This window comes from Angustibacter aerolatus, from assembly GCF_054776675.1.
This window is the reverse complement of record NZ_BAAHBM010000065.1, coordinates 1-19,513: the sequence shown is the minus strand read 5'-3', so window position 1 is coordinate 19,513 and position 19,513 is coordinate 1. Positions and strand designations below refer to the sequence as shown.

Here is a 19,513-nt window from a genome sequence, read left to right as displayed (position 1 = left end):
GCTCGACGTCGGCCCGCAGCGAGCGCCCGGCGCCGGTGAGCGCGCCGTCGCCGAGGGCGACGACGGTGGCCAGGCCGCGGTCGCGCAGCCGGGCCAGGGCGGCCAGGTAGTCGGGGTGCCGCCAGCCGCGGGTGGCGCGGGCGAACGCCAGGCCGGTGCCGCCGATGACCGCCAGCAGCAGCGCCTCGACCGCGTCGAGCGGAGCGTGCAGCAGCGCGGCCATGTGGCCGTCGCCGCGGTGCTCGCGGACCTGGGTCGCCCGCAGCCACAGCCGGGCCAGCGGCGCCTCGGGCTCCGGCACGCTCGACCAGGCGGCGAACAGCGGACGGCCGGCAACCGACGCGGCCCCGACGGCCTGCGCGAGCAGCGGCAGCACCTCGGCCAGCACGTCGTCGGCGAGGTGCTCGCCGGCCAGCCGCTGCAGCGACGCCGCCGCGACGTCGACCCGGGCGGCCACCACGGCCTCGGGCGTGGTGACGTTCCAGACGTCTCGCAGCCCGCGGGCCACCAGCGCCGGGTCGTAGACGAAGAACGTCGCCGCCACCACCTGCGGCGGCACCGGCCCGAGCGGCGCGGCCCGCATCGCGAAGTGCGCGAACCGCGGGTCGAGGCCCAGCGCCCGCGCCGTCTCCTGCGTCTCGGGCACGAACGTGTGCACCACGTGCAGCAGGTCGAGCGCGGCCCAGGCCCGGCGGGCCCAGCGGTTCAGCTCGTCGTCACCGTCACCGTCAGCGGCGGCGGCGGCCGCACCGCCCCCGGTCACCCGACGTCCGCCCCGGCGAGCAGCTGCTCGAGCACGTCGGCCAGCCCGTCGCGCTCGACCGGCGCGCACACCTCGTCGGCCGCGGCGAGCACGTCGGGCGGCGCCTGCCCCATCGCCACGGAGCGCCCGGCCCAGGCGAACATCTCCAGGTCGTTGCGGCCGTCGCCCACCGCGAGCACGTCGGCGGCGGTCAGGCCGAGCCGGTCGACGACCACCTGCAGGCCGTGCGCCTTGCTGACGTCGTCGGGTGCGACGTCGAGCCACGCCGTCCAGCCGACCACGTAGCTGCCGCCGGTCAGGCCGAGCCGCTCGACGAGGTCCAGGAAGTCCTCGGGCGTGTGCTCGGGGCTGCGGACGACGACCCGGGTGACCGGCCGGCCCGACAGCTCGTCGAACGGCACGACGGTCTGCTCGCCGATCAGCTCGTCGTTCGGGAACGGCGCGTTCAGCCGGAACGTGGCGTCGACGTCCTCGACGGCGTAGACGGCGTTCGGCAGGTGCTCGCGCAGCAGCTGCAGCGCCGGGGCCGGGTCGAACGAGCGCAGGTCGGCGATCTCGTACCCGAGCTCGAGCGCGGGGTCGAGCCGCAGGGTCACCGCACCGTTGCTCACCACGGCGTACCCCTCGGTGAGCCCCAGCCGGTCGAGCACCGGCAGCACCATGGGCAGCGAGCGCCCGGTCGAGAGCACCAGGTGGCGACCGGAGGCCACCACGGCGTGCACCGCGTCGCGCACCCGGTCGGTGAGCCGGTCGTCGTGGTCGACCAGCGTGCCGTCGATGTCGAGCGCCACCAGCGGCCAGGGCGCCGCCGTCACGACCGCGGGCGCAGGACGTCGGTGCCGACGTCGGCGCGCAGCGCCTCGGGAACCACCACCGAGCCGTCCGCCTGCTGGTGGTTCTCGAGGATCGCCACCAGCCAGCGGGTCGTCGCCGCGGTGCCGTTCAGCGTGGCCACGTGGCGGTTCTGCCCCTCGCGCTCGGGGTCGCGCTCGCGGACGCCGAGCCGCCGGGCCTGGTACGTCGTGCAGTTCGAGGTCGAGGTCAGCTCGCGGTAGCGGCCCTGCGACGGCACCCAGCCCTCGCAGTCGAACTTGCGGGCGGCCGGGCCGCCGAGGTCGCCCGCCGCGACGTCGATCACCCGGTAGGGCACCTCGACGGCGGCGAGCAGCGAGCGCTCGAGGTCGAGCAGCCGCTGGTGCTCGGCCGCGGCCTGCTCGACCGGGGCGTAGACGAACATCTCGATCTTCTGGAACTGGTGCACGCGGATGATGCCCCGGGTGTCCTTGCCGTACGAGCCGGCCTCGCGGCGGAAGCACGTCGACCAGCCCGCGTACCGCACGGGGCCGTCGGTGAGGTCGAGCACCTCGTCGGCGTGGTAGCCGGCGAGCGCGACCTCCGACGTGCCGGTCAGGTACAGGTCGTCGGCCTCGAGCCGGTAGACCTCGCCGGCGTGCGCGTCGAGGAACCCGGCGCCGGCCATGATCTCCGGCTTCACCAGCGTGGGCACGACCATCGGCGAGAACCCGGCGTCGATCGCCGTGCGCATGGCCAGGTTGAGCAGCGCCAGCTCGAGCCGCGCACCGGGGCCGGTGAGGAAGTAGAAGCGCGAGCCGCCGACCTTGGCGCCGCGGCCCATGTCGATGGCGCCGAGCGACTCGCCGAGCTCGAGGTGGTCGCGCGGCGCGAAGCCCTCGGCCGCGAAGTCGCGGGGCGTGCCGACGGTGTCGCGCACCACGTAGTCGTCCTCACCGCCGGGCGGCACGTCGGGCAGCACGACGTTCGGCACGCGCCGCAGCAGCGCCGTCAGCTCGGTCTCGCCCTCGGCGGCCCGGGTCTCGAGCCCCTTCACCCGCTCGCTGAGCGTGCGGCCGTGCGCGATGAGGGCCGGCTTGTCGTCCTTCGGGGCCGCGGCGACCCGCTTGCCGTGCGCCTTCTGCTCCGCGCGGACCTGCTCGAACTCCTGGATGGCGGACCGGCGGCGCTCGTCGGCGGCCAGCACCTCGTCGACCAGCGACGGGTCCTCGCCGCGGGCGCGCTGGCTGGCCCGCACCAGGTCGGGGTCGTCTCGGAGCACGCGCACGTCGATCACGGGGACGACCTTACTTGGGTGCGCCGCCGGCTCCACGGGGTCGTCCACAGGCCGCCGCGGCTCCCGCCGGCTCAAGCCGCGGCCCCCGGGCACCGATGTCCCTGGCATGGGTGCTGCGGCAGGACGGCGCCGCGGCCACGGGTCGTGGCTCTACGCGGCGTACGCCCTGGCCAGCCTGGTGACCGTCGTGGTGCTGGGCCTGGTGCTCGCCGCCAGCGCCCGGCAGGACGCCCGCGCCGCCGCGCTGTCGCAGGGTCGCGCGCAGGCCGCGGTCATCCAGCAGATGGCCCTCGCCCCCGCCCTGCGCGACCTCGACCTCGACCACCTGCCCGGCCACCGGCTCGATCCCGCCAGCGTGCAGCAGCTGCGCCAGGCGACCCTGCTCGCGGTCGCCAACTCCAGCGTCATCGGCCTGCGCGTGCGCGACGCCGACGGCATCGTGCTCTTCTCCGACAACGGGCAGGCGACCAGCCCGGTCGAGATCGGCAGCACCGCGTTCCGCGACGCGGTGGCCGGCCGCAGCTACGCGGCGATCGTGCCGGCGGACGCCGAGGGCGGCGCCGTCGTCCGCGTCGTCGGCCCGCTCATCGTCACCAGCGCCGGCCGGGCCAGCGGCGTCTTCGAGCTCGACCTCCCGTACGGCCAGTTCGAGGCCGTGCTCCGCGACCGCGTGCACCGCACGGTGGTGCGCCTGGGCGTCGCGCTCGGCGGCATGTACCTGGTGCTCGCCGCGATCGCCTGGTCGACCACCAACAGCCTGCGTCGGCACGCCCGCCAGCGCGAGCACGAGGCGCGCCACGACCAGCTCACCGGCCTGCCGAACCGCGGGGTGATGCGCGAGGAGGTGCAGCGGCTGCTGCGATCGGCGGCCACCGGGCGCGGCGGCGGCGCGGTCGCGCTGGTCGACCTCGACCGCTTCAAGGAGGTCAACGACACGCTCGGCCACCACGTGGGCGACGGTCTGCTGCAGGTCGTGGCGCAGCGGCTGTCCGGCGCGCTGCGCACCGACGACACGGTGGCGCGGCTGGGCGGCGACGAGTTCGGCATCGTGCTGCCCGGCGTGACCACGGCGGAGGACGCCGCGGCCGTGTGCCACCAGGTGCTGCAGGCGCTGGTCGACGACGTGGTGGTCGAGGGCGTGCCGCTGCGCGTCGAGGCCAGCCTCGGCGTCGCGCTGTGCCCCGACCACGGCGACTCGGTCGAGGAGCTGCTGCGGCACGCCGACGAGTCGATGTACGTCAGCAAGCGCGAGTCCGGCGGGGTCGTCGTGTGGGAGCCCGGCGAGCACCTGGGTGTGGCCGAGGACGTCGTCTCGCTGCGCCGCGAGCTGGCGAACGCCCTGGAGCGCGACGAGCTGGTGCTGCACTACCAGACCCAGGTCGACCTGCGCACCGGCCGCGTCGTCGGCGTCGAGGCGCTGTGCCGCTGGCAGCACCCGACGCGCGGCCTGCTCGCGCCACCGGCGTTCCTGCACGTGCTCGAGACCAGTCAGCTGGTCGAGCCGTTCACCGAGTGGGTCGTGCGCCGGGCGCTGGCCGACCGCGCCCGCTGGGTCGCCCTCGGCCACGACGACCTCGTCGTCGCCGTCAACGTCTCGCCCCGCAACCTCGTGCGCGCCGGGCTGGCCGCGGTGGTGGCCGACGCGCTCGCCGCCACCGGGACGCCGCCCGCCGGCCTGATGATCGAGATCACCGAGGACGCCGTGGGCGCCGAGACCGAGGCCGCGCACGCGACGCTGGAGGGGCTCACCGCGCTCGGCGTCCCGCTGTCGATCGACGACTTCGGCGCCGGGCGCACCAGCGTCGCCCAGCTGCGCAGCCTGCAGTTCGCGCAGGTGAAGGTCGACCGCTCGTTCACCGCCGGGCTGACCAGCGCCGACCCGCTGCCCGACCGCGCCGTCGTGGCGTCCGTCATCGCGATGGCGCACGGCCTCGGCCTCGACGTCGTCGCGGAGGGCGTCGAGGACGACGCCACCCGCGCCTGGCTCGCCGACGCCGGCTGCGACGTCGGCCAGGGCTGGCACTTCTCCCGACCCGCGGCCTGGTCACCCGACCTCGTCGCCCGCACCGACCGCACCGCCCACGCAGGAGCCGCGCGATGACCACGACCCGCCGCCACCGCCTCGCCGCCGTCCTCGGCCTGGCCGCCGCGCTCGCCGGCACCGCCGCCTGCGGTCACGACGAGCAGGCCGCCGTCGCCTCCCGCGGCCCCGCCACCGCCTACGACGCGGCGCTGCACGACCGGCTGCCCGCCGCCGTCCGCGAGCGCGGCGAGCTGCGCGTGGTCACTTCCGCCGACTACGCACCGGTCGCGTTCTTCGACGAGGACGGCCGCACGCTGGTCGGCAGCGAGCCCGACCTGGTGCGCGCCGTCGGCCGGGTGCTCGGCGTGAAGCTGCACTGGGACTACGTCGAGTTCCCGAAGCTCATCGACACGCTGGAGGCCCACGAGGCGGACCTCGCGGTCTCCGGCATCACCGACACCGCCGAGCGGCAGAAGACCGTCGACTTCGTCGACTACTTCACCGCGGGCACCAGCGTGCTCGTGCAGCGCGGCAACCCGGCCAACGTGACCGGCCTCGCCGCGCTCTGCGGCCGCAGCGTGGCCGTCGGCACCGGCACGACGCAGGCCGAGCTGGCGAAGCACCAGCAGGCCGCCTGCAAGAAGTCGGGCACGAGGCTGCGAGTGGTCTCGCGGTCGAACGCCGCCGACGCCTCGCTGGCCCTGCGCAGCGGCGAGGTCGACGCGGCCCTCATGGACTACCCGCCGGCCGCCGACCTGGCCGGCGCCGCCCGCACCCGCGCGCACTTCCAGCTCGCCACCGCCGAGCAGTACGACCCGTCGCCCCTCGGCCTCGCGGTCAGCCGCGAGCACGACGGTCTGGACGACGTCGTGCTGGCCGCCCTGCAGCAGGTGCAGCGCTCCGGTGAGTACGCCGCCGTGCTCAAGCGCTGGAACGTCCAGGTCGGCGCCCTGCAGACGCTCACCCTCGACGCCGGCTGACGGACGGGTCGCCGCGGCCGGGCGTCAGCCGGGGCCGTCGAGCTCCAGCACGCGGACGGCGAGCTGCACCCGGTTGCCGACGTGCAGCTTCTCGAACAGGTGCGTCACGTGCGTCTTCACCGTGGTCGTGCTCAGGAACAGCACGCCGGCGATCTCGGCGTTGCTCAGCCCCTGCGCGACGCACCGCCCCACCTGCCACTCCCGGGGCGTCGTCCCCAGCGGCGGCCCGACCGCCCGGGACCCCGTCGCGGCCGGGCCGTCCTGCGCGGGGTCGGCTCCGGACGACGTCGCAGCGAGCGCGACCAGCCGCGCGAGCACGCTCGGCGAGAACGAGCTGCGCCCCCGTGCGGCGTCCTGGACGGCCGCGACGACGGCCTCCGGTGCAGCGTCCTTCAGCAGGAAGCCGACGGCACCCGCCCGCAGGGCCTGCAGCAGGTGGTCGTCGGTCTCGAAGGCCGTCAGCACCACGACGCGGGCCCGCGCGCCGGCGTCCGTCAGCCGCCGGGTGGCCTCGATGCCGCTGGTGCCCGGCATGCGCACGTCCATGAGCACGACGTCGGGGTCGAGCGCCTCGACGGCCGCGACGGCCTCCGCGCCGTCCGCCGCCTCGCCGACCACGACGACGCCCCCGACCCCGTCGATCATCAGCCGCAGCCCGGCGCGCATGAGCCGCTCGTCGTCGACGACGAGCACGCGGACCGCCGCGGGCCGGGCGTCGTCCGCGTCGTCGGCGTCGTGCTCGGACGCGCCGCCTAGACCCGCCACGGCACGGTCACCTCCACCACGAAGCAGCCGTCGCCGGTGACGCCGTGCACCGCGTGCCCGCCGAGCAGCCGCGCCCGCTCGACCACGCCCACCAGGCCGAGCCCCGTGCCGGACGTCGTGGCGGCGGCCGGGCGCAGCGGGTTGACGGCTCGGAGCACCAGGTCGCCGCCGACGTGCGCGAGCACCACCTCGACGGGTGCGCCGGGCGCGTGCCGGCGGGCGTTGACGAGCAGCTCGCCGGTGATCTGCACCAGCGAGGCGGCGGTGGCCGGCGACCGCCGGCTCAGGTCGTCGGGGCTCAGGCCGTCCCAGGTGACCGTGACCTCCTGCCCCTGCGAACCCGCGGCGGCCGCGAGGGCGTCGAGCGCCTCGGGCGTCGGCAGCGGCTGCGCGTCGCCGTGGTGCCCCAGGCGCTGTGCGGGGTCGGTGCTGCGCAGCGCGAGCAGCACCTCCCGCAGCACGGTGTTCGCGTCCGCCGCGGCGTCGCGGACGGTGCGGGCCGCCTCGCGCGCCCGCTGCGGCGGCAGGTCGTCGCGCGAGGCGAGCGCCCCCGCGTGCACGGCGATGAGCGAGAGCTGGTGGGAGAGCGTGTCGTGCATGTCGCGGGCGATGGCGGTGCGCTCCTCGGCGCGGGTCCGGGCGACGTCGGCCTCCCGGCTGCGGGCGAGCGCGGCCCGCTCGCCCTCGGCGGCGCCGGCCTGGCGGCGCAGCGACTCGACCACCGCGTCGCGCGAGCCGCGCACCCGCCCCCACAGCAGCAGCACCACCGCGGACACCGCCAGGGCCAGCGCCTCGCCCCACCACGGCAGCGGGTCGCGCTCCGGCGGTGCGACGAGCCGGCTGACGCGGGCGGACCCGAGACCGCCGCCGACGAGGACGGCCACCACGAGGACGTCGAGGGCCGTGGAGCGCCGGGCGCCCAGCCGCACCACCCCCACGACGCCGGCCGGGAGGGCCCAGCTGCTGCACGCGGCCGCGACCACCAGGGCGACGGACGCCGCGCGCGACCCGCGCAGGAACCCGGCCAGGGCGCTGGCCGTGACGCCGACGACGGCGTCCGCCGCGAGCAGCAGCAGCCACGCCGCGGGCCGGCGCGGACCGGCGTCCGAGCCGTCGAGGGCCATCCCCGCGGTGACGAGGAAGACGAGGAGCCCGAGGACGCAGCACGCGCCGGACACGGCGACCGCCCGCAGCCGCGGACGCCGCTCGACGGGCCACGGCGCGGCGCCCGTCGAGGCCTCGGCGGGCGCGGTCATCGCGTCAGTCTAGGAGCGGTGAGCCGCCCCGGGATCCTCCTTCCGGAGGAGGCCGGGTCGGGCCCTTCGGCCGATCCGCCCAGGCGCGGAGCGGCGAATGCTCGTGCCATGACCACCACCACCTGCCCCGCCGCCCGACCCACCACGACCGCGGCGACCGCCACCGGCGAGGGGGCGTCCGCCGACGGGCTGCCCTACCACCGGCTGCCGCACCTCGACGCGCGCTCGGCGCGCTGGTGGCGCCCGTTCTCGACCCTGGCGGTCGGCGTCGGGCTGCTGCTGGCGGTGGCCGTCCTGGGTCTGCTGGTGCTGCTCGTCGCGGCGCTGACCACGCAGCAGGGGTCGTTCCCGGCGGCCCTCACCCCCTCGCCCGGCCTGGACGACCCGCGCAACCCGATGGACCTCGTGGTCGACCTCGGCTCGCTCGGCCTGCTCCTCCCCGTGGTGGTGCTCGCCGCGCGGTGGGGCGGTCGGCGGCGCGGGACGGTGCACTCGGTCGCCGGGCGGTTCCGCTGGGGCACGGCGCTGCGGGCCGGCGCCGTCGTCCTGCCCCTGCACGCCGTCGTGCTGTGGACCCTGACGGCGATCGCGCCGCCGGCCGACCTGTCGCTGCCACCGGTCGGCGCGTCGCTGGTCGCCGTGGTCGTCGTGGTCCTGCTGCTCACCCCGTTGCAGTGCGCCGCCGAGGAGTACGTGTTCCGCGGCCTGCCCGCGCAGCTGCTCGGCACGTGGTGGCGCTCGCCGGTGGTCGGCGTCGTGCTGCCCGTCCCCCTCTTCGTGCTCGGTCACGGCTACGACCGGGTCGGCCAGGTCGACGTCGCGGTCTTCGCCCTCGCCATGGGGTTCCTGGTCTGGAAGAGCGGCGGGCTGGAGCTGGCGGTCGTCGCGCACGTCGCGAACAACCTGCCGCTGTTCCTCGTCGCGCCGCTGAGCCCGAGCTCGCTGCAGCAGGGTGCGGTCGACCCGAGGTCGCTGCTGGTGTCGGTCCCGCTCACGCTCGTCACCACCGCCGGGTTGTCCGTGTGGACCTCGCGCGTGCACGGCGTCCGGCTGCTCGAGCCGGTGCGCGGGCGCGGCCGGACGACGTCGGGCGCGCGCCCGTGAGCGCGCCCCGCCCGGCCTCAGCGGTCGGTGGTGCGGCCGAACGCCTCGTTGAACCTGCCGAGCAGGCGGCCGAGGTCGCGCGCGTCCTGGGGCGACCACTGGCCGAGCTGCTCGCGCAGCACCCGCTGGGCGCGGTCGCTGCTGCGCCGGTAGCGGCGGCGTCCCTCGGCGGTCGCGGCGATCACCTGCGCCCGACGGTCGGCGGGGTCGTCGGTGCGCTCGACGAGCCCGAGCTGCTCGAGCGTCGTGACCTGGCGGCTGACCGCGGCCTTGTCGATGCCGAACAGCTCGACGAGCTCGCTGGCCCGGGTGGAGCCGTGCTCGACCACGCGGGCGAGCACGACGTACGCCGGCTGCGTGAGGCCGGGGTGGATCTCCTCCGCCGCGCGGCGGGCGTGGCTGCGCGCGCGGCGGAACAGCAGACCGAGCTCGGACTGGATGCGGAGGACGTCCGCCTCGTCGACGTGGTCGACGTCCGCCGGCCGCTGCATGGAGGTCACGGTGCTCATGATGACGCTCGGGCCCGGGCGGTCGCCGCGTCGACGCGCTCGCCGGCCTCGACGGCCGGGACGCCCGCCGCGGAGCCGGCGTCGTCGGCGAGCTGGTCGACGCCCGAGCGGGTGCCCAACCGGGCGTCCGGCAGGAAGGCGACGGCGACCAGCGCGATGACGGCGAGCGGGATCGCGGCGAGGAACACGTCGGCGACACCCTGGCCGTAGGCCGACTCGACGACGGCGCGCACCGGTGCGGGCAGGGTGCGGACGTCGGGGATCGTCGTCCCGCCGCTCGCGCTCGCGGGCACGCCCAGCCGGGCCAGCCCCTCGGTCACCTTCACGAGGACCTGGTGGCCGAGCAGCGCGCCCATCGCGGAGACGCCGACGGCGCCGCCGAGCGAGCGGAAGAACGCGACGGTGGCGCTGCCGATGCCCAGCTGCCGCACCGGCAGGACGTTCTGCACGGCGAGGACGACGTTCTGCATGACCATGCCGACACCGGCGCCGGTCACGACCATGAACGCGCTGAGCTCGAACCAGTTGGTCTGGTAGCCGATGGTGCTCATGAGCGACAGGCCGATGACGAGCAGCACCGCGCCGGTGACGACGTAGCGCTTCCAGATGCCGGTGCGGCTGATGAGCTGGCCGACCACCGTCGAGGCGATGAGCAGACCGGCGATGAGCGGGATGGTGAGCAGGCCGGCCTGGGTGGGCGTCTTGCCGCGGGCCAGCTGCATGTACTGGCTGAGGAACACCGAGGTGCCGAACATCGCGACGCCGACCGCGACGCTGGCGACGACGGCCAGCACCACGGTGCGGTTGCGGAACAGCTCGAGCGGCAGCAGCGGCTCGGCGGCCCGCACCTCGGCGACGACGAACAGCGCGGTCAGCAGCGCGGCGCCGCCGACCATGGCGGCGGTCTGCCACGAGCCCCAGGCGAACGACGTGCCGCCGAGGGTCACCCAGACGAGCAGCAGCGACACGGCCGCCGAGACGAGGACGGCGCCGAGGTAGTCGATGCGGACGCCCTCGCGGCGCCGGGTGGGCAGGTGCAGGGTGCGCTGCAGCACGATGATCGCCGCGGCGGCGACCGGGACGCCGACGTAGAAGTTCCAGCGCCAGCCCACGGTGTCGGTCAGCACGCCACCGAGCAGCGGGCCGCCCACGGTGCCGACCGCCATCACGGCGCCGAGCAGGCCCATGTACCGGCCGCGCTCGCGGGGGCTGACGATGTCGGCCATCACGACGGTGGCCAGTGCGGTGAGACCACCGGCGCCCAGGCCCTGCACGGCGCGGAACGCGATCAGCGTGCCGGTGTCCTGACTGAGACCGGCCAGGCCCGAGCCCACGACGAAGACGACCAGCGCGAGCTGCAGCAGCGTCTTGCGCGGGAACAGGTCGGCGAACTTGCCCCAGAGCGGCGTGCTCACCGTCGTCGCCAGCAGGGTCGAGGTGACCACCCAGGTGTAGGCGGACTGCGAGCCGCCGAGGTCGCCGATGATGCGCGGCAGCGAGCTCGACACGACGGTGCTCGACAGGATCGCGACGAGCATGCCGAGCATCAGGCCGGACATCGCCTCGAGCACCTCGCGGTGCGTCATGGCGCCGGCCGGCTGGTCGCTCGACGGGGTGGTCGCGGGCGCGACCTGGGACGGGGTGGTGCTCATGGGACGGGCGCTCCGGGGGTCTGACACGTAGTTGACTGGGTCAACCATAGTCTCGGTTGGTTGCGCCGGTCAACCAAGTGCGAGAGCGCGTGACGCCGGTCACTCGTCGGGCAGCGCCGCCTCCCAGCGGGCCCGGCGCTCGTCGTCCGACTGCTCCCACCAGGGATCGCCGCGCTCGCCGAGGCCGACCTTCGCGGCCTGCACCCGGTCGCGGGCGGCGCGCTCCGCGGTGGCGTCGCCGGCCTTCAGCGCGGCGCCGACGGCCCGACGGGCGCTCATCAGCTCGCGACGCAGGACCGCCGCCTCGGCCTCGGGGATCGCGGGGTCGGTGGCCCGCCAGCGCCGGCCGTCGATCACGACGTACCGGCCGTCGGGCGTGTGCTCGACCACTAGCTCGAGAAGGGTCCGCGCAGCGCGGCCCACTGCAGCAGCAGGATCGTCTTGGCGTCGGCGATGCGAGCGTCGGCAGTCATCTCCAGCGCGACGTCGAAGTCGAGCTCGAGCACCTCGATGTCCTCGCCCTCGTCGACCAGCCCGCCGCCCGCGCTCGTCCGGCTCGCCGCGGTGTACGGCGCCGCGTAGTGGTGGAGGCACTCGGTGACCGAGCCGGGGCTCATGAACACGTCGAACACGTGCGTCAGCTCGCCGACCTCGACACCCAGCTCCTCGGCGGCCTCGCGGCGGATCGCCGTCTCGGGGTCGTCCTCGTCGAGCAGCCCGGCCGCCGCTTCGACGAGCATCCCGTCGGGGTGGCCATTGACGTAGACCGGCCAGCGGAACTGGCGGCTCAGCAGCACCGTGCGCCGCTCGACGTCGTGCAGCAGGATCACCGCGCCGTCCCCGCGGGCGTACGTCTCGCGCTGCTGGGTCTCCCACCCGCCGTCGCGTCGCCGGACGTCGAGGGTGGTGCGGCGCAGCACGTGCCAGCCGTCCGAGAGCACCTCGACGTCGCGGACGACGACGTCGGGGTTGCGGGTCAGGTCGCGGCCGGCGCGGTCGAGGCCGGTGCGACCCCGGGCGTCGGGGACGTCGACGCCCGGGGTGCCGGGTGGGTTCGGGCTCATGCGCCCACTCTGCCGCCCGAGAGGGTCAGGGGGTGGGCATGCCGCCGGTCACGCTGACCGTGGCGCCGGTCGTGTAGCTCGAGCGGTCGGACGCCAGGTACACGTACGTCGAGGCCAGCTCGGCCGGCTGCCCGGCGCGGCCGAGCGGGGTCTCGGCACCGAAGTCGGGCAGCGCCTCGGTCGGCTGGCCGCCGCTCACCTGCAGCGGCGTCCAGAACGGACCCGGCGCCACGACGTTGACCCGCACGCCCTTGGGCGCGAGCTGCTGGGCCAGGGCCTTGCTGATCGCGTTGATCGCCGCCTTGGTGCCGGCGTAGTCGACCAGCGTCGGCGACGGCTGGTAGGCCTGCACCGACGAGGTGGTGATCACCGAGGCGCCCGGCTGCAGGTGCGGCAGCGCGGCCTTGACCAGCCAGAACAGGCCGTAGACGTTGGTGCGATAGGTCTCGTCGAACTGCTCGTCGCTCAGGTCTGCGAGGTCCTCGACCGCCTGCTGGTGGCCGGCCACGATCGTCAGGACGTCGATCCGGCCCAGCTCGGCGACCGCCCGCTCGACCAGCTCGACGTTGCCCTCGCGGGTCGACAGGTCGCCGGGCACGGTCACCGCGCGGCGTCCGGCGGCCTCGACCAGCGCGACCACCTCGTCGGCGTCCGACTGCTCGGCGGGCAGGTACGACAGCACGACGTCGGCGCCCTCGCGGGCGAAGGCGATGGCGGCGGCGCGGCCGATGCCCGAGTCGGCGCCGGTGACGACGGCGACCTTGCCGGTGAGCTGCCCCGAGCCGGTGTAGCTGTCCTCGCCGTGGTCGGGCTTCGGGTCCATCTGGTTGGCCAGCCCGGGCACGGGCTGCTCCTGCTCGGGCTGCGGCGGGGTCGGGTAGGCGGTCGTCGGGTCGTCACTCATGCGGTCCACTCTGCGGCGCCCGCCTGCCGCCCGCGACCCGGGCCCGCTACGGTTCGGGCGTGACCCGCGCCGCCGCAGTCTGGGTGGCCGTCGCGGTCGCCGTCCTCGTCCTGCTCGTCGTCGGTGGCGCGCTCGTGGCCCGGCGCCGGCGGCACGCCCCGCTGCCCGCGCCGGAGCCCGTCGTGCCCCCGTCCGTGGCGCCGCAGGCGGCGATCATCGTGAACCCCACCAAGTTCCCGGACGTCGAGCGCGTGCGGCACCAGGTGATCGAGGCCTGCCACGCCGCCGGATGGGCCGACCCGCTCTGGCTCGAGACCACCGCCGACGACACCGGCCACGGCCAGGCCAAGCAGGCGCTCGAGGCCGGCGTCGCGGTGGTGTGCGCGCTCGGCGGCGACGGCACGGTGCGCGAGGTCGCCGAGGTGCTCGCGCACACCGACACCCCGATGGGGCTGCTGCCCGCCGGCACCGGCAACCTGCTGGCCCGCACCCTCGAGCTGCCGCTGACCGACCTCGGCGAGCAGCTCGAGATCGCGCTGACCGGCGTCGACAAGCGCATCGACGTCGGCCGGGTCACCTTCGAGCCGCCCGACACGGGGCCGCCGGCCGAGGGGCACCCGGGCGAGCCCGACGGCGGCCGGCTGTTCCTGGTGATGGCCGGCCTCGGCTTCGACGCGGCGATGATGGCCGACGCCCCCGAGGCGCTGAAGGCCAAGGTGGGCTGGCTGGCCTACGCGGTGTCGGGGGCACGCAACCTGCGCGGCCCCGAGGTGCGCGTGCGGATCTCCGCCGACGACCGGCCGCCGGTCAGCCGCCGCGTGCGCACCGTGCTGGTCGGCAACTGCGGCACCCTCACCGGCGGCATCGTGCTGCTGCCGGACGCCGAGGTCGACGACGGCTGGCTCGACGCCGTGACCATGTCGCCCAAGGGCCTGGTCAGCTGGGCCGCGGTGGCCGCGAAGGTGGTCACCAAGGGCGGCCACGACCGCGTCGAGCACTACCGGTGCCGCGAGTTCCACGTCACCACCGACCGCCCGCAGGAGGCCCAGCTCGACGGCGACACGGTCGGCCGGGTGCGGGGCATGCAGACCCGTGTCGAGCACCAGGCCCTGATCGTCCGCGTGCCCCGCACCTGACCTCACCGCCGGCCGGCCAGGGCCGGTGCGGCGTCCGGCCGGACGTCGGTGCGCGGCGCCACGGCGAGCCCGAGCCGTCCGCGGGTGGCGACGACCAGCACCAGCGCCAGCAGCGTGGTCGCGACCACCTGGGTGTGCAGGGTGTCGCGGGTCGGGTCGAGCGTCGGGAACACCGCCGGCCAGACGATCGAGTACGTCGTGTTGATGCCGGCGTGCAGCACCATGACGATCGGCAGGCTGGCGCCGGTGCGGTTGAAGACCCACGTCATCACCAGGCTGAGCGGCACGCAGCTCGCCACGAACTCGACCGGCGACACCCAGCTGACGTGCGGCCAGCCGCCCCACTCGGTGAGGAAGAGCGGCAGGTGCCAGGCGCCCCACAGCAGGCCGAGCACGACGGTGCCGAGCACGGCGCCGTAGCGGGCCTGCAGCCGCGGCAGCGCGAAGTCGCGCCAGCCCGGCTCCTCGGCGGTCGCGGTGGTGACGAGCTGCAGCAGCAGCACCGGCAGGTAGGCCGCGAGCACCGCCGCGCCGGGCGCCGCGAGGTGGCCCCACGACGTCGGCAGCAGCGCGGTGGTCACCAGGATCGACGCCGGCACGCCGACCAGCACCGCGACGTACCAGCGCCAGCCGACCCGCCATCGCACCAGCCGGGCACCCCAGTGCCGCAGCCCCGGCCGGCCGTCGGCGATCGCCGTGACGGTGAACGCCGCGGTGAGCGGCCCGAGGTACGCGCCGGGGAGCATGCCCAGGATCTGCGAGCTGCCCAGCACCACGGGGAACGCGAACGGCAGCACGCCGAGCCCGTTGCGCGACAGCACGAACGGCAGCCAGGCCAGCCAGCTCACGCCCATCGCGAGGGTGAAGAAGGCGGCCAACGGGTACCGGCTGATCAGCGCGCGCACGTCAGGCCCCCGCGGTCGCGTCGTGGCCGCGGCGGGCGGCGCGGTGGCGGCGCACCAGCACCACACCCGCGGCGAGGGCGACGACGCCGAACGGCGCGCCGAACGGGCGGACGCCGGCCGGTGCCAGCGTCGACACCAGCGCGTTCACGGCCAGGCCGACGGCGACGAGCAGCCAGGCGAGGGCCGCGAGCGCCCGGCTGCGGGGCGGCCCGACGGGCTCGGTCGGCTCGGGGACGGTGCTGCGGAGGGGTGCTGCGACGGGCATCTGAGGCTCCTCGGTGGGGGGTCGTTCGCTGACCTCCACGACGCTAGGAACGGCCGGCCCGGCGCTCGATCCCCTCAGCACCCCAGCCGTGGTGGTGCAGGCTGTACTCCTCGCTCGAGGCCCTTCGGCTCGCGCCGCGGCTCGCCTAGGGTCGGCTCCGTGAGGACAGGGCAGACGACCGGCACGCGGCCGCCGGGCGCGGACGCCGCCGGGTCGGTGACCCGGGCGGTCGACGAGCCGGCCGGTGGGTCGGCGGTGCGCACCGGACGTCGGCGCGCAGGGTGGGCGGGCCGGCTGGCGCACCGGGCGGGTGACGCGCTCGACCAGCTCGTCGGTGGTCTGGCGACGGCGGTGCTCGCGCTGGTGACGCTGCTCGCGGTGCTGCTCGTGGCGGTGCTGTCGCTGGTCGGTCTCGGCCTGCCGCTCGTGGTGCCGACGCTGCGGCTGGTGCGGGCGGTCGCCGACCGCGAGCGGCAGCGGCTGCAGCCGGGCGCGGCGCCGTCCGCCGACGTGCCCGGGCTACTGCGCGAGGCGCTGCGCGAGCTCGGCGTGCGCCGCGAGCTGGGGTGGCTGCCGCTGCACGGCGCGGTCGGGCTGCTCGCCGGCCTGGTCGGCCTGACGCTGCCGCTGACCGTGGTGCAGGACCTGACGTTCCCCCTCTGGTACCGGTTGCTGAGCCCGGGCAGCACCACCCCGACCTTCGTCACGTGGTCGATCGAGGGGCTGCCCGACGCGCTGCTCGTCGCGCTGCTCGGCGTGCCCTGGCTGGCCGCGTTCCTGCTGGTCGAGCCGTGGATCGCGCGGGCGCAGGCGCTGCCGGGACGGCTGCTGCTGCTCGGCGGCGACCGCGACGCGCTGTCGCGGCGGGTCGCCGAGCTCACCGCCACCCGAGCGGCCGCCCTCGACGCGCACGCCGCCGAGCTGCGGCGCATCGAGCGCGCTCTCCACGACGGTGCGCAGAACCGGCTGGTGGCCGCCAACCTGCTCGTCGGCAGCGCGGCCCGGGCGGTGCAGCTCGGGCGCCCCGACGCCGCCGACCTGCTGGAGCGGGCGCAGGTCGCGACCGAGACGGCGCTCGCCGAGCTGCGCGGCGTGGTGCGCGACATCCTGCCGCCCGTGCTCGCCGACCGAGGACTGGCCGAGGCCCTCGGGAGCCTGGCGGCGGCGTCCGTGGTGCCGTGCACGGTCGACGTCGACCTGCTGCGCCGGTGCCCCGCGACCGTCGAGGCGACCGCGTGGTTCGCCGTCGCCGAGGCGCTGACCAACGTGGCGCGGCACAGCGGCGCGACGTCCGCCCGGGTCACCGTGCGGCTGCGCGGCGACGAGCTGGTGCTGCGGGTGGCGGACGACGGGCGCGGGGGTGCCGCGGAGCGCCCCGGCTCGGGGCTGGCCGGCCTGCGCCGCCGGCTCGAGGCGCTCGACGGCCGGCTCGTGCTCGACAGCCCGGCCGGCGGACCGACGGCGGTCGAGGCGGTGCTGCCGTGCGGCTGGTGATCGCCGAGGACGACCCGCTGCTGCGCGAGGGGCTGCGGCTGCTGCTGGAGGCCGAGGGTCTGGAGGTGGTGGCCGCGGCGCACGACGCCGCCTCGTTCCTGGCGGCCGTCGACGCCCACGCGCCGGACGTCGCCGTCGTCGACGTCCGCATGCCGCCGACGCACACCGACGAGGGCGTGGTGGCGGCCGTCGAGGCGCGGCGCCGCCGGCCCGGCCTGGCGATCCTCGTGCTGTCGGCGTACGTGGAGCAGCGCTTCGCGACCGAGCTGCTGGCCGACGGCGCGGCCGGGCTCGGCTACCTGCTGAAGGAGCGGGTGGGCCGGGTCGCGGAGTTCCTCGGCGCGCTGCACCGGGTCGCGGCCGGCGGCACCGCCATCGACCCCGAGGTCGTCGCCCAGCTGCTCACCCGCGCGCGGCCGGACGACGCGCTCGACCGGCTCAGCCCGCGCGAGCGCGAGGTGCTCGCGCTGATGGCCGAGGGGCTCGGCAACGGCGCGATCGCCCAGCGGCTCGTCGTCACCGACGGCGCCGTGCACAAGCACATCCGCAGCATCTTCGCCAAGCTCGACCTGGCGCCCGACGACGCCGTCGACCGCCGCGTGGCCGCCGTCCTGCGGTACCTGCGCGCCTGAGCCGGCTCGTCAGACCCCCTGCTTCGCCCGAGCCCGCGAGGCAGGGGGTCCAAGAGGCTGCGGCACCGTCCGAGGGGCGTGCACACGCCTGGAACGGTGCGCCGGCCGACTTCACGTGGCCCGCGAGGCGCAGGGGTGGCACCTGGCCGATCGGCCGAGTGCGAGTGCCGCGCCAGGCGGTCGGCTCGGCGTGTCCCCAGGTCGTCACCCTGAGGGGGTTGACGCCTACTGTCCGTCATGGCACAACTTGCAGCAGCACCACATTTGCACCGTGTTCACCACCATCGTCCGACGTCGGACGACGCAGCCGGTGCGCCGGTTCCACACTCTCCCAGGGGGATCCGCCGTGCCTGCTGCCGCTCCTGCACCCGTCCTGCTCCTGCCCGGCCAGGGCGGCTACCGTCCCGGCGTCCTGTCGCCCGAGGAGGCGCGCCAGACCGCCGGCACGCTGCGGCGGGTCGCCGCGGCCTCGGCGGCCGTCGGGGGCGCCGACGTCGTCGACCTGCTCACCGACCCCGGCGCGCCGTCGCTCGCCGACCTGGTCGCCACCGCCCCGGAGCGGCTGCACCTGGCGATCTTCTCCACCGAGATCGTCGCCGCCGAGCTCTGCGCCGAGCGCTTCGGGCCGCCCGCGCTGCTCGCCGGCCACAGCTTCGGCGAGTTCGCGGCCCTCACCGTGGCCGGCGCGCTCGACCTCGAGGGCGGCGTCGCCTGCGTCACCGCCCGCGACCGCGCCCTGATCGAGACCGCTCCCCCGGCGGGCGGCATGACGGTGCTGCGCACCGGCCGCACCCGGGCGCAGCACGTCCTCGGCGCGGTGCACGACTGGCGGCTGGCGCTCGCGGTGGAGAACGGGCCCGAGCAGAGCGTGGTGTCGGGCCCGCACGACGGGCTCGACCACCTCGAGCGGGTGAGCGCCGCCCTCGGCGTCGACGCGCACCGGCTGACCGTGCCGTACCCCTTCCACAACCGGCTGCTGGCCGCTGCCGCCGACCGCTTCGCCGAGCTGGTGCGCGACGTGCCGGTGCGCGCCCCGCGGACGCCGGTGCACTCCGCGGTGCTCGGCCGCCGGGTGACCGACGACGACGACGTGCGCGAGGTGCTCGCCGCGCACCTCGTGCAGCCCGTGGGGTTCCTCACCGCGCTGCACGCCCTGCGGGCCGAGGGGTTCGACTGGTTCGTCGAGTGCGGCGCGAACGCGATCCTCACCGGCATCGTGCGAGCCGCCCTGCCCGGCGTCCGCACCGACGCGCCGTGGTCCGGGCGCGCCGCGCCGGCACCCGCCCCGGCAACCGCCGCACCGACCCCGGCACCCGCACCGGCACCCGAGCCCGCTCCTGCCGCGACGTCCGCGCCCGACGCGACCGCCCTGCTGGCCACGCTGCGCGGGATGTACGCCGAGGCGGTGGGGTACCCGGTCGAGGTGTTCGAACCGGACGTCGAGCTGGAGGCCGACCTGGGCATCGACTCGCTGCGGCAGACCGCCCTGCTGCAGCGGGCGCACCGCGAGCTCGGTCTCGAGGCGCCCGCCGGCCTGCGGATCACCGACTACGTCACGCTCGAGCACGTCGCCGACCTGCTCACCGCGCAGCAGGTGCCGGCGCGATGAGCGCGGACGGGACGCCGAAGGACCTGGCCGGCCGGGTCTGCCTGGTCACCGGCGGGGCGACCGGGCCGGGTCGGGCCGTGTCGCGCGAGCTGGGCGCGCGCGGCGGGCACGTCGTCGTGGCCTGGTCGGACGACCCCGCCGCGACGGCCGCGACGGTCGACGACGTCCGCACCGCCGGTGGCAGCGCCGAGGAGGTGCGCGCCGACGTCACCGACGCCGACCGGCTCGCGGCACTGGTCGCGCAGGTCGGCGGCCGGCACGAGCGGCTCGACGTGCTCGAGCACGCCACCGCGCACGAGGCGCCGGCGGAGGGGGGCGACCCCGACTGGCAGCGCGCGCTCGACGCCGCGCTGCACGAGGTGC

Annotated in this window: 20 protein-coding genes; 8 read left to right on the top strand and 12 right to left on the bottom strand. The window is 76.1% G+C overall.

The features are described from left to right. The 3 genes from ACYVI6_RS13955 to serS form a co-directional block, all read right to left on the bottom strand. Nucleotides 1-763: SCO6745 family protein (locus ACYVI6_RS13955; RefSeq protein WP_460446952.1), on the bottom strand; the 763-nt coding region annotated here is incomplete at its 3' end. Continuing rightward, nucleotides 760-1,578, bottom strand: a complete 819-nt coding sequence (locus ACYVI6_RS13950; protein WP_460446951.1) for an HAD family hydrolase — start codon at nucleotides 1,576-1,578, stop codon at nucleotides 760-762. The genes ACYVI6_RS13950 and ACYVI6_RS13955, both read right to left, overlap by 4 nt. Further along, nucleotides 1,575-2,852: a serine--tRNA ligase gene (serS, locus tag ACYVI6_RS13945; protein ID WP_460446950.1), complete on the bottom strand. Its 1,278-nt coding sequence runs from the start codon at nucleotides 2,850-2,852 to the stop codon at nucleotides 1,575-1,577. The genes ACYVI6_RS13950 and serS overlap by 4 nt, the downstream gene beginning before the upstream one ends. A gap of 106 nt (nucleotides 2,853-2,958) precedes the next feature. On the opposite strand from serS, the gene ACYVI6_RS13940 reads away from it, so the two are divergent. Then, the gene (locus ACYVI6_RS13940) at nucleotides 2,959-4,953 is read left to right on the top strand and encodes a putative bifunctional diguanylate cyclase/phosphodiesterase (protein WP_460446949.1); all 1,995 of its coding nucleotides are present in this window, start codon (nucleotides 2,959-2,961) and stop codon (nucleotides 4,951-4,953) included. After that, a complete protein-coding gene (locus ACYVI6_RS13935; RefSeq protein ID WP_460446948.1) occupies nucleotides 4,950-5,855 on the top strand; it encodes an ABC transporter substrate-binding protein in 906 nt (301 codons plus the stop codon). Before ACYVI6_RS13940 ends, ACYVI6_RS13935 begins: the two co-directional genes overlap by 4 nt. 24 nt (nucleotides 5,856-5,879) lie before the next feature. Here ACYVI6_RS13935 and ACYVI6_RS13930 read toward each other — a convergent pair whose 3' ends face one another. Further along, a complete protein-coding gene (locus tag ACYVI6_RS13930; protein ID WP_460446947.1) occupies nucleotides 5,880-6,620 on the bottom strand; it encodes a response regulator in 741 nt (246 codons plus the stop codon). After that, entirely contained in the window at nucleotides 6,608-7,876 is a 1,269-nt protein-coding gene (locus tag ACYVI6_RS13925) for a sensor histidine kinase (RefSeq protein ID WP_460446946.1), read from the bottom strand. Before ACYVI6_RS13925 ends, ACYVI6_RS13930 begins: the two co-directional genes overlap by 13 nt. A 108-nt stretch (nucleotides 7,877-7,984) precedes the next feature. Here ACYVI6_RS13925 and ACYVI6_RS13920 point away from each other — a divergent pair, with 108 nt between their 5' ends. Further along, complete coding sequence (locus tag ACYVI6_RS13920) at nucleotides 7,985-8,980, top strand: lysostaphin resistance A-like protein (protein WP_460446945.1); 996 nt, start codon at nucleotides 7,985-7,987, stop codon at nucleotides 8,978-8,980. Nucleotides 8,981-8,997: 17 nt separating this feature from the next. On the opposite strand, the gene ACYVI6_RS13915 is transcribed toward ACYVI6_RS13920, so the two are convergent. The 5 genes from ACYVI6_RS13915 to ACYVI6_RS13895 all read right to left on the bottom strand — a co-directional run bounded on the left by ACYVI6_RS13915 (nucleotide 8,998) and on the right by ACYVI6_RS13895 (nucleotide 13,109). Continuing rightward, the gene (locus ACYVI6_RS13915) at nucleotides 8,998-9,471 is read right to left on the bottom strand and encodes a MarR family winged helix-turn-helix transcriptional regulator (protein ID WP_460446953.1); all 474 of its coding nucleotides are present in this window, start codon (nucleotides 9,469-9,471) and stop codon (nucleotides 8,998-9,000) included. A 14-nt stretch (nucleotides 9,472-9,485) separates the two neighbouring features. Beyond that, nucleotides 9,486-11,141, bottom strand: a complete 1,656-nt coding sequence (locus ACYVI6_RS13910; protein WP_460446944.1) for an MDR family MFS transporter — start codon at nucleotides 11,139-11,141, stop codon at nucleotides 9,486-9,488. Between the two features lie 99 nt (nucleotides 11,142-11,240). Then, a complete protein-coding gene (locus ACYVI6_RS13905) occupies nucleotides 11,241-11,531 on the bottom strand; it encodes a hypothetical protein (protein WP_460446943.1) in 291 nt (96 codons plus the stop codon). Continuing rightward, the gene (locus tag ACYVI6_RS13900) at nucleotides 11,531-12,205 is read right to left on the bottom strand and encodes an NUDIX domain-containing protein (RefSeq protein WP_460446942.1); all 675 of its coding nucleotides are present in this window, start codon (nucleotides 12,203-12,205) and stop codon (nucleotides 11,531-11,533) included. The genes ACYVI6_RS13905 and ACYVI6_RS13900 overlap by 1 nt, the downstream gene beginning before the upstream one ends. Nucleotides 12,206-12,230: 25 nt before the next feature. Further along, nucleotides 12,231-13,109: an SDR family oxidoreductase gene (locus tag ACYVI6_RS13895; RefSeq protein WP_460446941.1), complete on the bottom strand. Its 879-nt coding sequence runs from the start codon at nucleotides 13,107-13,109 to the stop codon at nucleotides 12,231-12,233. A gap of 59 nt (nucleotides 13,110-13,168) precedes the next feature. Here ACYVI6_RS13895 and ACYVI6_RS13890 point away from each other — a divergent pair, with 59 nt between their 5' ends. Further along, complete coding sequence (locus tag ACYVI6_RS13890; RefSeq protein WP_460446940.1) at nucleotides 13,169-14,245, top strand: diacylglycerol/lipid kinase family protein; 1,077 nt, start codon at nucleotides 13,169-13,171, stop codon at nucleotides 14,243-14,245. A gap of 2 nt (nucleotides 14,246-14,247) precedes the next feature. Here ACYVI6_RS13890 and ACYVI6_RS13885 read toward each other — a convergent pair whose 3' ends face one another. Continuing rightward, nucleotides 14,248-15,150, bottom strand: coding sequence for a CPBP family intramembrane glutamic endopeptidase (locus ACYVI6_RS13885; protein WP_460446939.1), 903 nt, complete (start codon nucleotides 15,148-15,150; stop codon nucleotides 14,248-14,250). A 1-nt stretch (nucleotide 15,151) separates the two neighbouring features. Further along, nucleotides 15,152-15,415, bottom strand: a complete 264-nt coding sequence (locus ACYVI6_RS13880; protein ID WP_284288821.1) for a hypothetical protein — start codon at nucleotides 15,413-15,415, stop codon at nucleotides 15,152-15,154. A gap of 159 nt (nucleotides 15,416-15,574) precedes the next feature. Here ACYVI6_RS13880 and ACYVI6_RS13875 point away from each other — a divergent pair, with 159 nt between their 5' ends. The 4 genes from ACYVI6_RS13875 to ACYVI6_RS13860 form a co-directional block, all read left to right on the top strand. Continuing rightward, the gene (locus ACYVI6_RS13875; RefSeq protein ID WP_460446938.1) at nucleotides 15,575-16,909 is read left to right on the top strand and encodes a sensor histidine kinase; all 1,335 of its coding nucleotides are present in this window, start codon (nucleotides 15,575-15,577) and stop codon (nucleotides 16,907-16,909) included. Beyond that, the gene (locus ACYVI6_RS13870) at nucleotides 16,897-17,541 is read left to right on the top strand and encodes a response regulator (protein ID WP_460446937.1); all 645 of its coding nucleotides are present in this window, start codon (nucleotides 16,897-16,899) and stop codon (nucleotides 17,539-17,541) included. Before ACYVI6_RS13875 ends, ACYVI6_RS13870 begins: the two co-directional genes overlap by 13 nt. A 271-nt stretch (nucleotides 17,542-17,812) precedes the next feature. Continuing rightward, entirely contained in the window at nucleotides 17,813-19,150 is a 1,338-nt protein-coding gene (locus ACYVI6_RS13865; RefSeq protein WP_460446936.1) for an acyltransferase domain-containing protein, read from the top strand. Beyond that, nucleotides 19,147-19,513: SDR family NAD(P)-dependent oxidoreductase (locus tag ACYVI6_RS13860; protein WP_460446935.1), on the top strand; the 367-nt coding region annotated here is incomplete at its 3' end. The genes ACYVI6_RS13865 and ACYVI6_RS13860, both read left to right, overlap by 4 nt.